We start from the raw sequence: 15,010 nt of genomic DNA, 5'->3' as shown, positions 1-15,010 counted from the left end.
AAAAATGCGAAAAGCCACCAAAGTGGCTTCTCTTTTATTTAGATAATTACCAAATATCTTTGATCTTGATCACATATTTGTATCTGGCATAATTTCAATTTTCGATTTAGAACGAATATCGTTGCTAAGATAATAATAAGTATCTGCCATAGATGCTGGTAATAATTCTGCTGAAATATCTTGATACTCCTTTGGCGTATTAACACTAACTAGCCTTACAATATAGGCAGTATTATTTTCTAAAAATTGGACTTTAAATAAATCAGATTTAACACCTGAAATTGGCAGTTGCATATCAAAAACCATATCTACTACTTTTTTATCTAAATCTGTCGAATCTCTGTGTAAAACATATTTCTTACTGAAGTTTATTTTATCTGTGTTTCCTTTAGTATTTAATTCTGTCAATAAGTTATCAACAGTTTCTTTGAAACGCTTTTCAACTTTATCTTTAGTAAGTTTTTTATTGATGGTTTCTTTAACTTCTTCAAATGGCGCTATCCCTTCAGGACGATAGTCTGTTACTTGAATAACAAAACTATAACTACCATAATTTCTTTCAATTGGAATTAGGTCCGATATTTTATGGGTCAATTGCCCATCATTGATCATCTCTTCACTAAATACTAAATCACTAATTTCAGGATGAAACATGATTGAATTTAAGTCTTTATAAGTTGTCCAATCTGTCTCTGCAACACTAAGACCGGTTTTTTCAGCCAATTCTTCGACCGATTTAGGTGACTGAGTTAGCGTTTTTTTGATTTTGTTTTCAATAGCAGTAAATTCTTTTTGCAATTTCTGCTCGAACAACTTTTCCTTAATTTTATTTTTTGCGTGATCAAAGCCCATAGATTGAGATGCTTGTTTACCATCAAGTTTAATGATAACAAATCCACCATCTGTCGCGATTGGTTTTGAAATTTGCTTAACGGTTTGTAAGTTGGCTTTTTTAAAGAACTCAGGCAAAGTGTCATCATCAGCAAACCAACCTAACGATCCATTCTTTCCGTAGGCAGAAATATCATTATTTTGATTAAGATCTGCTGCTATTTTTTCAAAATCAGATCCGGAAGCTAATTCTTTAACAACTTTATCAGCTTGTTCTTTATTTGTTACGAAAATGGCACTAAAAGCTTTTCTTGCTGGATAGCTATAATTTTTAATATTTTTTTCATAATTTTTTCTGATCTCATCTTCAGTAACTTTTATGTCGTTTGCAACAATATCCTTAGAATTGTAGATATATTTTAATTTGACTCTATCTTTTCTGAAAAATTCTTTTTGATGTTCATCATAATATTTTTTTTCATCTTCCTCTGTGATATTGATATCTTTCATATCATCTACAGAAGAATCAACCATAGTAGCATAAACATCTCTTGTTTGATTTTTTAGCATCGCAATTTCAGAATCTGATGGTAACACAAAACTAGATTTTACCAAGGCATTCATAACCTGTTCTTGTTGTAGCGATGTCCTTAATATTTCTGCGTAACTATCAGGGGTAAAACCGTTTGCTTTAAGTAAATTTAAATAATTTTGATTATCAAATTTACCATTTATAAAAAAAACTTTTTGTTGTCTAATATAATCCCTTACTCGCTCGTTACTGACTACCGCATGAATTTTTTCAGAAAATTGATAGGCTAAATAGTTATCTATCTGCTGAGCTAACACATTTTGCCGTATTGCTTTATTAAATGAGGCATCACCACCACTAGCATTACGCAAAGCTTGTTGTGCCTGAGCCTCAAAACCTGCTCGACTGATACCCTTGCCGTCTACTTTTGCAATATATAATTGCTCATCAGTAGCAGCATTACCACCACCAAAGCCCATAAAGCCAACACCAGTAAAAATAAAACATAAAATAATAATTGCAAAGATTATTTTAACAACAAGACTGTTCGCCGCAGTTCTAATTGTTTCCATCATAGCTCGCCATTCTCCATACACCTGAAATTGAATTTCGCAAGTATAGCATATTTGCCTAAATTGGCTATTATCTAATTAAAAGTCTATAAAAAAAGCCAACTCAAGGTTGGCTTTTTATTGTTTGATCTAATTCAATCGAGTTGAAACATTAGCTGTATCTTTGATCTTTTTAACCGTTTTTTTAACCGGTGGCGCTATTTTTACGTTTTGCTTAACTGCTTCAATACCAAATGGGTTATTTTGCAAAGCAATTGTCAAGACCTCATCTATCCATTTCACCGGTCTGATATCAATTTCAGATTTAACATTTTCCGGAATTTCTTCGAGGTCTTTTACATTATCAATCGGAATTATGGCTGTTTTAATGCCACCGCGGTGAGCAGCCAATAATTTCTCTTTTAATCCACCAATTGGTAAGACTTCGCCTCGTAAAGTAATTTCGCCAGTCATGGCAACATCGGAACGCACAGGATTACCAGTTAAAGTTGAAACCAATGAGGTACACATGGCGATACCTGCACTCGGACCATCTTTAGGTGTTGCACCATCAGGAACATGTACATGTATATCACGTTTTTCATAAAAGTCGTTATTAATTCCTAATTTTTCAGCTCGTGAACGAACAACTGTAAGTGCGGTTTGAATGGATTCTTGCATCACGTCACCTAATGAGCCGGTATAAGTTAACTTACCTTTACCAATAACACTCATTGACTCAATCGTTAGCAGATCACCGCCAACTTCAGTCCACGCCAAACCATTTACTTGGCCAATCCGATTCTCACTTTCAGATTTTCCATAATCAAAACGTGGTATACCCAAATAATCTTTTAGATTATCTTGTGTTACACTTATTTTTCTTAAACGGCTGTTTAAAGCTAGCTGTTTGACAACCTTACGACAAATTTTGGCTATTTCTCTTTCTAAGCTTCGTACACCTGCTTCACGCGTATAATAGCGAATAATGCTAATGATAGCTGAGTCATCAATGATAATTTCATTTGCTTTTAAGCCATTATTAGCAATCTGTTTAGAAATCAAATGTTGTTTAGCAATATTCAACTTTTCATCTTCGGTATAACCGGATAGACGAATTACTTCCATTCTATCAAGTAATGGGGCAGGAATATTCATTGAATTAGCGGTTGCTACAAACATAACATCCGATAAATCATAATCGACCTCTAGATAATGGTCACTAAATGCACTATTTTGCTCAGGGTCAAGAACTTCTAATAACGCAGAAGCCGGATCGCCACGCATATCTGAAGCCATTTTATCGATTTCATCTAACAAAAACAGAGGATTTTTAACACCAACTTTAACCAAACGTTGGATTAATTTACCTGGCATTGAACCAATATAGGTTCTACGATGCCCGCGAATTTCAGCTTCATCACGGACTCCACCTAATGCCATACGAACATATTCTCTTCCTGTCGCTTTAGCAATTGATTGTCCTAATGACGTTTTACCCACTCCCGGAGGGCCTACTAAACATAGAATTGGACCTTTGACTTTATTAACTCGCCCTTGTACCGCCAAATATTCTAGAATTCGATCTTTAACCCGATCAAGACCATAATGGTCTTGATCTAAAACTTTTTGCGCATCATGAATGTCTTTTTTTACTTTACTGCGTTTATGCCATGGAACCTGTAACATCCAATCAATGTATCCACGAACGACTGTCGCTTCGGCAGACATAGTAGGCATCATTTTAAGTTTATTAAGCTCAGATAATGTTTTTTCCTTGGCCTCTTTTGGCATTTTCGCCTTAGTAATTTTTAAATTTAACTCTTCATATTCGTCAAGTTTATTATCGATATCCCCTAATTCTTTATGAATCGCCTTAATTTGTTCATTGAGATAATATTCCTTTTGCGCTTTTTCCATTTGTTGTTTCACGCGTTGACGAATATTTTTTTCAACTTGCAACAGATCAATTTCTGATTCCATTAATGAAATAAGCAATTCAATACGCTTTTCTAAATCAGAACTAACTAAAATTTCTTGTTTTTGTTCAACTTTTATAAATAATGTTGCGGCAATAGAATCGGCTAATTGTGATGGTTCTTTAATTAAATGAATTGAATCAACAACCTCTTGGGTCACCTTTTTATTAAGTTTGGCATAATCATCAAAGTTTGATAATAGTACCCTTATCATTGCTTGGTTAACTTTATCATCCTTTTTCAATTCTTTAAGCGGTTTGATGTTTGCGATTAAAAAATCGTCTTCCTTTCGTTCAAGAATATCAACTATTTTAGCGCGGGCAACACCTTCAACGAGAACCTTTACTGTACCATCTGGTAATTGAAGTAATTGTAAAACATTGGCTACAGTTCCTACTTCATACAAATCTTCGACATCAGGTTCATCTTGTGAAGGGTATTTTTGTGTTACAAGAAAAACTTGTTTATCCATCTCCATTGCACTTTCCAAACAACGGATTGATTTATTACGACCAACAAAGAGAGGAATTACCATATGTGGAAATACAACGACGTCACGCAATGGTAAAATAGGCATAATCATTTGTTTAGTTTGTTTTGTCTTCATTTTGTTCTCTCGGTAGTACAAACTTATCTTTCTTATATTGGGGCAATTTTAAGATATTCAAGCTCATCCTGTTATGTTTAAAATAAGCAGTACAATAGATGTACAAGCATATTCCACTCTTTTGCAATTAAATGCTACCTACCAGTAAATAGCATTCTTCACTTATCTATTATGCAGAAAGTTCTGTATCTTCACGAAAAATTAATTTAGGTGATTGCAAATGATCTACCGTATCTTTCTCAACAAGCACTTTTTTTACATCATGCATTGATGGTAAGTCATACATTGTATCTAATAATATATTTTCAACAATTGAACGCAAACCTCGAGCTCCAGTTTTACGCTTCATCGCATTGATTGCAATTGCGTCTAAAGCTTCTTGAGTAAATTCCAGTTCTACACCATCCAATTCTAATAAGGCTTTAAATTGTTTAGTTAAGGCATTTTTAGGTTCAGTCAAAATGTTAACTAACGCATCTTTATCTAACTCTGCTAATGTTCCGATAACCGGTAATCTACCAATAAATTCAGGAATAAGACCAAATTTAACTAAATCTTCCGCTTCTATCTGGGCTAATAACTCAGATTCTGTCGCTTTATTTTTTGAGCTTTTTACATCAGCGGCGAAACCAATACCAGTATTAGTAGATATTCGATTTTCAATAACTTTATCTAACCCACTAAATGCACCGCCACAAATAAAGAGGATTTTTGACGTATCAACTTGCAGAAACTCCTGTTGAGGATGTTTTCGTCCACCTTTAGGTGGAACGGAAGCAACCGTACCTTCAATAATTTTTAATAAGGCCTGTTGAACACCTTCACCTGAGACATCTCGAGTAATAGATGGATTATCCGATTTTCTAGAAATCTTATCAATTTCATCAACATAAATAATGCCACGTTGGGCTTTTTCTACATTATAGTCACAACTTTGTAATAATTTCTGAATAATATTTTCAACATCCTCACCAACATAGCCTGCTTCGGTCAATGTCGTTGCATCAGCCATGGCAAATGGAACATCTAAAAAACGAGCTAATGTTTCAGCGAGTAAGGTTTTTCCACTACCTGTAGGGCCAATTAATAAAATATTACTTTTACCTAACTCTACATCACTACGATTAGAGTAGCTGCGTAAACGTTTATAATGATTATAAACAGCGACAGATAATACTTTTTTGGCGCGCTCCTGACCGATGACATATTCATCAAGATGGTCTCGAATTTCATGCGGTGTCGGTAATGGTTTACTAATAAATTCCTCATGAGAAAGAAAACTTTTGGTCTCTTCTTTTAAAATATCATTACATAAACCAATACATTCATTACAGATATAAATAGATGATGGTCCAGCAATTAACTTACGGACTTCATGTTCACTTTTTCCGCAAAAAGTACAATAGAGTAATTTTTCTGAATTTTCTTTATCCACTTTTTTCCACCTATTTAGTTTTAAGATCGTTTACTGTATATGGCGTCAACTAATCCATATTCAACCGCTTTCTCAGCTGACATGAAATTATCACGATCTGTATCCTTTTCAATTACACTAATATCTTGTCCGGTATGCTTTGCCAAAATATTATTTAATCGACTTTTTACCTGTAATATTTCTTGAGCATGAATTTGAATATCTGATGCTTGCCCTTGAAATCCACCTAGTGGTTGGTGAATCATAACCCGGGCGTTGGGTAAGCAGTACCTTTTACCGTGAGTTCCAGCCGCTAAAAGTAGCGATCCCATTGAACAAGCTTGTCCAAGACAAATTGTACTTACATCTGGCTTAATAAATTGCATTGTATCATAAATAGCCATCCCTGCTGTAACAACACCACCAGGAGAATTGATATATAAATAAATATCTTTCTCAGAGTTTTCTGCTTCAAGAAAAAGCATCTGCGCAATAATCAAATTGGCCATATTATCTTCAACTTGACCAGTCAAAAATATAATTCTTTCTTTTAATAATCGTGAGTAAATATCATAAGCTCTTTCGCCACGAGAACTTTGCTCAACAACCATTGGAATCACACTCATGTATGGTTCTAAAGGCATCTTCGTCTCCTAATTAAACAAAATAGCCCAAACAATTGATCCTTATTTGGGCTTATAATGAATTTTAATTAAATAAGTGACAAGCTGCTTAAGCAACTTGTTGATTCATTAATTCTGAAAATGAATAAGTCTTCTCTGTCACTTTCGCACTAGCTAATAATAAATCAACAACTTGATCTTCTAGTGCAACAGAACGGATATTATCCATTGCTTTTTTATCTTTACGGTAATAATCAACCACTTCTTTAGGATCTTCATAAGCAGTTGCTATTTCATCAATTAAAGATTGTACTTTCGCTTCGTCAGCCTTTAACTTGTTACTTTCAATAATTTCGCTGAATAGTAATCCCACGATGACCCGACGTTTAGCTTCTGCTTCAAACAACTCTTTAGGTAGATCCATTGGTTGTTTAACATTTCCACCAAAACGAGTTACGGCTTGTTGACGTAATACTTCAACTTCACGATCAATTAAAGCGACAGGAACTTGAATATCATTATTTTTAACTAAACCATCGATAGCTTGTGTTTTGATTTTATTGCGAATTGTTGCATTAAGCTCACGTTGCATATTTTTGCGTACTTCTGCCCGTAAACTTTCGACTGTTCCATCAGCAATACCAAATCTTTTAACCACATCTTCAGTAAGTTCTGGTAATTCAAGTTCTTCAACTTTCTTAAGTTTAGCTGAAAATACCGCTGGTTTACCTTTTAAATTCTCGGCATGGTAATCTTCTGGGAAAGTGACATTAATATCAAATTCATCGCCAGTTTTGTGACCGATAATCGCATCTTCAAAACCAGGAATCATTCGACCTTGTCCTAATACAAGAACGAAATCATCAGCTTTACCACCTTCGAATTCTGCATCATCAACTTTACCTAAAAAGTCAAGCGTGACACGATTTTGTTCTTTTGATTTCTTTTTAACAACTTTCCATGTACCTTGTTGCTTACGTAAGGTTTCAATCATAGTTTCAACATCAGCATCAACAATTTCAGCAACTGGTTTTTCGACTTCAATTTTATCTAAATCTTTAATTTTAATCTCAGGATAAATTTCAAATTCAACAGTGAAAGTATAATCTTCGCCATCTTTATATTCTTTAGGCGTATAAATCGGCGCACCGGCTGGATTCAATTTTTCTTGAATAATAGCATCGATAAAATTACGTTGCATTAAATCACTTAAAGCATCTTGTAAAATAGAAGCACCATAACGTTGTTCAACAATTTTTAAAGGTACTTTTCCTTTACGGAAACCATCAATACGAACTTTTTTTGCTGTATTAATAAGTTCTTTATTAACCGCTTTGGTAATATCTTCTGATTTTATTGTAATTGATAAACGACGGCCCAAACCTTCTGTTGTTTCTACCGAAACTTGCATCTTTATACCTCGGAATTATTAAATATATTTGCTCATTATTAAAAATTGATTAACTGAGCTAATTAAATTTACAAAATAGGAAAGCATTATACCGACCGTAATAGCCTACGTCGAGACATTTAATAGCTTCTTCTCAAGTGCTTTCAAACGTTTATTCATTTCATCAATATGCAAAACTAATGAAGCTGTTTTACGCCATACTTTATTTTGTTGCAACGGAATACCAGATGAATACACACCCGGTTCGGTAATTGGTCGCATAACCATACCCATACCGGTAACCGTTACTTGATCACAAATTTCCATATGCCCGTTAATAACGCTTGCACCACCAATCAGGCAATGACGACCAATCTTTAAGCTACCCGCCATGATAACACCGCCAGCAACTGCAGTATGATCACCAATAATATCGTTGTGGGCAATTTGACATTGATTATCAATTATTACACCATTACCAATAACAGTATCATCAAGCGCACCACGATCTATCGTTGTTGATGCCCCGATTTCAACATTATTACCAATAACGACTCGACCTAATTGAGGGATTTTAATCCATTTACCTTTATCATTGGCATAACCAAATCCATCTGCCCCAATAACAGTTCCTGACTGAATTAAGCAATTATCACCAATTATACAGTTATGATAAACAGAAACATTAGCCCATAATTTAGTGCCAACACCAATCTTAGTATTTTTACCGATAAAACAACCTGGACCAATAATACAGTTATCAGCTAATATCACACCGCTCTCAATAACCGCATTAGCGCCGATTGATACATTGTTACCTAGTTTAACGGAAGAATCGATCACTGCAGAAGGCGCGATATCTTTAGCTGGTTTTGGTGTGGTATCAAGGTATTGTGCTAATTTTGCATAAGCAAGATAAGGATTTTTAACAATTAAGGCGGCACCGTGCCAGTATTTAAGGCTATCTTCAGTCATTACCACAGCTGAAGCTTTACAGTCTGATAGATTGCTCTGGAATTTTTTATCTGCCAAAAATGTAATTTGTCCTGACACTGCCCCTTTCATTGAAGCAATACCAGTGATGGGTAAAGCCCCATCACCGTGTAATTTTGCATCAATATGCCTAGCTAGTTGTTCTAAAAGACAAGCAAACATTATTTCTTAACCTTCTCCAACACTTTATCTGTAATGTCAACAGTATCAGAGGCGAATAAAACTGTATCTGCTCTTAAAACAAGATCAAATTTTTCTTCTGCAACAATTTTTTTAACAGCTTGTTGAATTTTGGTTAATAGTTTACCGGCTTCTTTTGCTTCACTTTCACGATATTCATTTGAAAAAGCGGCTGCGTTATTCTGAAAATCTGTAATCGTTTTAGTTAATTTAGTCTTTTCAGAAGATGAGAGAGTTACCCCTTCTTTCTTTAAACGTGCAGCGGCATCATTTGCAAGCTTTTCTTCTGCTTCTAATGATTTTGCTCGAGCTTCAAATTTTTGAGTTAATGCTTTACCAACCGCTTCTCTTTCTGGCATACGATCCATTACAGATTTAATATCGATAATACCAATTTTAGTTTCAGCATATACAAAACCCGTAAAAAGTAGAGCAATACTGATACCAATAACAGATATAATTTTTTTCACTTTATTCACCTTGTGTATTTTAATTGTAAACAATATGGTATTACCATGTTGAACCTATATTAAATTGGAATTGCTGAGCCGAATCACCACTATATTTCTTTAATGGTTGTGCATAAGAAAATACCAATGGACCTAATGGAGACATCCATTGAACAGCAAGACCAGTTGACATTCTAATATCAGATGGGGAACTATAATCAGGAACATTTTTGCCTTTTAAATCCCATTCTGTATCCCAAACTGTACCCGCATCAAAAAATACTGATGTTCTAATACTATCTGCATATTTTTCACCAGCGAATGGTGTAGGAACTATTAGTTCTGTACTTGCAAAAACTAATGCATTACCACCTATCGCATCGTCAGATCTAGTGCATTGAGCTGAATCTTCTAACGTTTTACATCCAGTTTTATTAAAATAGACTGCTTTAGGACCGACAGTATTGGATTTAAAACCACGTAATACTGTTGAACCTCCGGCATAGAAGTTTTCATAGAACGGTAATTCTTTGCCACCAAATCCACCGCCATAACCTAATCGGCCTCGAGCTAAAAATACCCAATTATGATCAGCATCGATAGGATAATAGTAAGAAGCATCACTAACCATTTTATAGAATCTATTTTCAAATATTGGCGTTGTTGCTTTTAAATTAGCGCTAAGTCTTAGACCATCTGTTGGGAAGTAACCACGATCTAAGGAGTTATATGTCCAATAGGCATTTAATAACAAATCATTGGTGTCATATGAATATGATTTACTTTTATTTTTCATATTCTCACCCATAGAATCAAAATAGCGCCACATATTATATTGAGGTCGCATATCCGTTAATTTATGATTAGCGTACTCAGCCCCAAAGCGGACAAAGTTATTTTCACTAATAGGGAAGCCAAGGTTAGCAGTAGCCCCCCAAGTTTTACTTGAATACTCTGATTCATCATCATCACTATCAGTTTTATAAGTATTGTAGTAGACACTACCACCTAAACTGACACCATCAACGGTAAAATAAGGGTCGACAATCGAAATAGAAGCCGTTTTATCATTACTGGTGGTATTAATATCAAATGAAACACTATTACCCGTTCCTAACCAGTTATCTTGAGAAATACCGGCATTAAAACTTACACCACTGTCTGAGCCAATACCAACACCAAATTTAATACTACCGGTGTTACGTTCGGCTACTTTATAAATGATGTCAACTTGATCATCAATTCCCGGAACTCGTTCAGTATTGGCTTCTACACTCTCAAAGAAGCCAAGTCGGTTTAGACGTTCTTTACCAAGTTCAACTAAACCGTTACTTAACCATGAACCTTCCATTTGGCGTAGTTCACGACGAACGACGCTTTCGCTAGTTACCGTATTACCAACGATTTTAATATTTCGCACATAAAAACGTTGTCCCACATCAACAAATACTACCAATTTAACGGTATGTGATGAATCATCCATTTCCGGTTGAATAGCTACGTGAGGGTAGGCATAGCCAAAATTAGCAAGTAACCGTTTGATATTATCTTCAATATCGGTTATTTTTTTACCATTATAAAGTTCACCTTCAGTGAGCTTTTCTTTTGCTATTTTCTGAATTTCTTTTTCATGGCCAGCAAAGTTACCTTTAAAATCAAAACCAGATAACTTGTATTGTTCACCTTCATGAATATTAATCGTGACATAAATACCTTTTTTATCTGGGGTTAAACTGACTTGTGTTGACTCGATATCAAATTTAGCATAACCACGATTTAGATAGAAACTCTGTAACTCGTCTAAATCAGATGCTAATTTCTGCTTTTGATATTTACGATCACCCATCATATTCCACCAAGGAACATTGTCGCGTAGAGAAAAACGTGAAATAAGTTCTTCAGACGAAAATGCTTTTGCTCCCACAATATTGATTTGGTCAATTAGAGCAGATTTACCCTCGGCAATAACTAATTTGAGATCAACTCGGTTACGAGATAATGGTGTCACTACCGCTTTGATTTGCGCATTATATTTACCTACGCTATAGTAAAAATCTTCAAGACCTTTTTCAATCCCGGAAAGCATAGTTCTATCTAATGCATCGCCTTCTCGAATGCCGGTGCTATCTAAATTTTTCTTTAACATATCATCTTTAACAGATTTATTACCTGAAAAGGTTATACTGGCAATCGTTGGGCGTTCTTGCACATGAATAATTAACTTATCGCCATCGCGAGATAGCTTAATATCATCAAAATTACCGCTAGCGTATAATGATTTGATAATACGACCTAAATCAGATTCATTAACATAGTCGCCAACTTGAACAGGCATTTCAAGCATTGCAGCACCAACGGTTACTCGCTGTAATCCTTCAAATTTGATATCTTTTACCACAAAATCATCAACACAAAATGCATTAGAACTATATGTTACTGTGGTACCAAACAACATAGATGCTATAAGTAATTTATTTATTTTCATTGTATATATTTATAACCTCATCCCATTACAGTCGTAAAATATCATTAAATAATGCAATTCCCATTATTACCATTAATAAAACAAATCCGATTAGAAAAAAACGCTCTTGTGTTTTATTTGATAAGGCTTTTCCTTTTATCATTTCAAAAAATAAAAAAAGCAACTGCCCGCCATCTAACATCGGTAATGGAACAAGATTGATAACCCCTAAATTTATACTAATAAAAGCTAGAAAACATAAGTAAGGGGTAAATCCATAACTTGCTGTTTGCCCTGCGCTTTTTGCTATTGTTATTGATCCTGATAAATATTTTAAACCAACAACACCTGTTACTAATTGGTAAAAAGAACGAAAAGTAAACTCTGTTTCTAACAGGGTTCTTTCCATCGCCTTACCAAATCCATTTAAAACACTATACTGCTTAATCACTGCATCTGAAGTTGGATAAAAACCAGCAACGCCTTCACCATTTTTATTTATTGTGGGTTGAAGTGTTAACTCTACATTTTGATTGTTCCTATTTACCTTGATTTTTATGGTTTCAGCTTTTTTTATCGTATTAGTAAAATCGTCCCAATTTTGATAAACATGATCATTATAACTGATAATTTTATCACCAACTTGTAAACCGGCCTGAGCTGCTGCCGAATTAGCGACAATTTTACTTACAATTGGATAAATTTCCACTTGTTTGGGTATTAATCCAAATGCAGCAATTGCTGATTCTTTCTCTAAATCAAAATACCAATTGCTAATATTAACATTTCGGCTCACTTCTTGTTGAACGTTATTAGTAACCGAACTATCTATATAGGTAACATTAATATTGCTTTTACCTAAAGCCGAAATTAAAGCGACTTTTACATCATTCCAACTATTTATCTTCACTTTATCTATCATTTTTAACTCCGCTTCAGCGGGAATATGTATAGATGCAGCAGGAGTTGCCGGTACAGTATTTTTTATTTTAACGGGGTAGTCTACAACTCCCATTAAAAAAACAATCCAATAGATAATTAACGCTAAAACAAAATTAGCAAATGGTCCAGCAAAAATAATCGCGGCGCGTTGCCAAATCTTTTTTTTATCAAAGGCTAATTTTTCTAAATTGGGTGATAATTCAGTTGTTCTGCTATCAAGCATTCTAACATATCCGCCCAACGGAATCATAGCAATAACTAATTCGGTTCCATTTGAAAACTTATACGACCATATTTTTTTTCCAAACCCAATTGAAAAACATTCTACTTGTACTTTACATAGCCGTGCGACAAAAAAATGTCCAAATTCATGTACAGTAACTAATATACTGATAGTAATAAGAAATAACAACAGTGACCAAAGCAAAATCAGCAACCTTTTACAATAAATGCAAAGATAATGCAGTAAATACTGGAACTGCCGCGGTTAAACTATCTATACGATCTAAAATACCACCATGTCCAGGAATCAAATTTCCGCTATCTTTAATGCCAGCTTCACGCTTAAACATACTTTCTGTTAGGTCACCTAATACCGATACTAAAATAGCCAATAGTGAACTAATTAAAAAATTGATAAAGCTAATAGCAAAATATCCTGTTAAATAAACTAACATACAAACCAAAATAGCTAGACTAACACCACCGATAAAACCTTCTATCGTTTTTCCTGGTGAAACTTTTACAGCTAATTTCCGCTTGCCTATCGCTCGCCCTGCAAAATAAGCCCCAGTATCGGTTGCCCATACTAACACAAATACATAGAGCAACCAAACCGCACCAGTATAACGATCAATATCATAACTGATCGATCGTAATTCAAGCATACTAATATAAAAAGGTATTAAGGTAAAAAGCGCAAATAATAGCTTAATTAATATTGATTTAGACCAATATTTTGCTGATTTAGGGTAACTAACTACTAATAACAAAGCAATTAACCACCACACGATAGATAGACAAATTATGTAAGTAAATAATTTACCTTTAAGTGAAAGGTCAATTGGGATCAAATAAAGTAAAGCCAATAAAATAATGATTAAAACCATAAAGGCAGCTTTCTGAGTTTTTTTTACCATTCTTAAAAAATTGCTCCATTCCCAAGCAGCTAATGCACAAACAGTAATGATCAAATATGAAAATATTGATAATGGTGCAAAGAAAAGTGCAATAATAACCAAAGGAATAAGTACGATGGCTGTTAAAATACGCTGGATTAGCATGGAAGCTCCTCATTTAGAACGCCACCAAAACGTCGTTCTCTAGTATTAAAGATATTTATCGCTTCATCAAATGAAACTTGATTAAAGTCAGGCCATAATGTATTGGTAAAATACAATTCTGCGTAAGCACTTTGCCATAATAAAAAATTACTTATTCGATATTCACCACCAGTACGAATAATTAATTCAACTTCTGGCAAAGTATACATACAAGTCATTGAGGCAAAATAGTCCTCATTAATATCTTGAGGCGTTATTTTACCATTTAAAACTTGAGTGGCTATTTTTCGAGCGGATTGCACAATATCCCAACGACCGCCATAATTAGCGGCAATATTCAAAACAAGACCCGTATTATTCAAAGTTAACCGCTGAGCATTAATAATAAGATTCTGTAAATTTTGACTAAATTTAGATATATCACCAATAATATTTAACCGAACATTATTTTTATTTAAATTTTTTATTTCACGATTTAACGCATAATTAAACAGCGAAATTAATGCCGAAACTTCATTTGCAGGTCGTTTCCAATTTTCACTACTAAAAGCATACAAAGTAAGCACCTTGATACCCATTTTGGCTGCATGTGCTACAATTTTACGTACTGTTTTTAAACCGGCTCGATGGCCAGAAGCACGCAATTGATTTCGTTGCTCAGCCCATCGACCATTACCATCCATAATAATCGCCACATGGTTAGGAATATATTTTTGTTGTGTCATGTAAAATCTCGTCATATCTCAATCATATTAATGATAATTTCGATAAT

General features: G+C 34.4%; 11 protein-coding genes. All 11 read right to left on the bottom strand.

Annotated features, from left to right (window positions below; translation table 11 throughout):
- Positions 1 to 69 precede the first annotated feature (69 nt).
- The 11 genes from DKK79_RS02095 to DKK79_RS02045 all read right to left on the bottom strand — a co-directional run bounded on the left by DKK79_RS02095 (position 70) and on the right by DKK79_RS02045 (position 14,963).
- Positions 70 to 1,938 carry a SurA N-terminal domain-containing protein gene (locus tag DKK79_RS02095; RefSeq protein WP_110422639.1) on the bottom strand — a complete coding sequence of 623 codons (1,869 nt, stop codon included), beginning with the start codon at positions 1,936 to 1,938 and terminating at the stop codon, positions 70 to 72.
- A 126-nt stretch (positions 1,939 to 2,064) separates the two neighbouring features.
- On the bottom strand, positions 2,065 to 4,500 hold the full coding sequence (gene lon / locus DKK79_RS02090; RefSeq protein WP_110422638.1) for an endopeptidase La: 2,436 nt from the start codon (positions 4,498 to 4,500) through the stop codon (positions 2,065 to 2,067).
- A 169-nt stretch (positions 4,501 to 4,669) separates the two neighbouring features.
- Positions 4,670 to 5,935 (bottom strand): ATP-dependent protease ATP-binding subunit ClpX, encoded by a 1,266-nt coding sequence (clpX, locus tag DKK79_RS02085; protein WP_034884666.1) that lies wholly within the window; start codon positions 5,933 to 5,935, stop codon positions 4,670 to 4,672.
- Positions 5,936 to 5,955: 20 nt separating this feature from the next.
- Entirely contained in the window at positions 5,956 to 6,558 is a 603-nt protein-coding gene (gene clpP / locus DKK79_RS02080) for an ATP-dependent Clp endopeptidase proteolytic subunit ClpP (RefSeq protein ID WP_034884667.1), read from the bottom strand.
- An 88-nt stretch (positions 6,559 to 6,646) separates the two neighbouring features.
- On the bottom strand, positions 6,647 to 7,948 hold the full coding sequence (tig, locus tag DKK79_RS02075; RefSeq protein ID WP_110422637.1) for a trigger factor: 1,302 nt from the start codon (positions 7,946 to 7,948) through the stop codon (positions 6,647 to 6,649).
- A 105-nt stretch (positions 7,949 to 8,053) separates the two neighbouring features.
- Complete coding sequence (gene lpxD / locus DKK79_RS02070; protein WP_034884147.1) at positions 8,054 to 9,082, bottom strand: UDP-3-O-(3-hydroxymyristoyl)glucosamine N-acyltransferase; 1,029 nt, start codon at positions 9,080 to 9,082, stop codon at positions 8,054 to 8,056.
- Positions 9,082 to 9,570, bottom strand: coding sequence for an OmpH family outer membrane protein (locus tag DKK79_RS02065; protein WP_034884148.1), 489 nt, complete (start codon positions 9,568 to 9,570; stop codon positions 9,082 to 9,084). The genes lpxD and DKK79_RS02065 overlap by 1 nt, the downstream gene beginning before the upstream one ends.
- Before the next feature lie 40 nt (positions 9,571 to 9,610).
- A complete protein-coding gene (gene bamA, locus DKK79_RS02060; RefSeq protein WP_110422635.1) occupies positions 9,611 to 12,034 on the bottom strand; it encodes an outer membrane protein assembly factor BamA in 2,424 nt (807 codons plus the stop codon).
- A 25-nt stretch (positions 12,035 to 12,059) separates the two neighbouring features.
- Entirely contained in the window at positions 12,060 to 13,382 is a 1,323-nt protein-coding gene (rseP, locus tag DKK79_RS02055) for an RIP metalloprotease RseP (RefSeq protein ID WP_181415211.1), read from the bottom strand.
- A gap of 13 nt (positions 13,383 to 13,395) precedes the next feature.
- Positions 13,396 to 14,238, bottom strand: coding sequence for a phosphatidate cytidylyltransferase (locus DKK79_RS02050; protein ID WP_110422633.1), 843 nt, complete (start codon positions 14,236 to 14,238; stop codon positions 13,396 to 13,398).
- Positions 14,232 to 14,963 carry an isoprenyl transferase gene (locus DKK79_RS02045; protein WP_220018981.1) on the bottom strand — a complete coding sequence of 244 codons (732 nt, stop codon included), beginning with the start codon at positions 14,961 to 14,963 and terminating at the stop codon, positions 14,232 to 14,234. The genes DKK79_RS02050 and DKK79_RS02045 overlap by 7 nt, the downstream gene beginning before the upstream one ends.
- Positions 14,964 to 15,010: the final 47 nt, after the last annotated feature.

This window comes from Gilliamella apicola (genome assembly GCF_003202915.1).
Classification (GTDB): Bacteria; Pseudomonadota; Gammaproteobacteria; order Enterobacterales; family Orbaceae; genus Gilliamella; species Gilliamella apicola_Q.
This window is presented reverse-complemented; position numbering and strand designations above follow the sequence as displayed.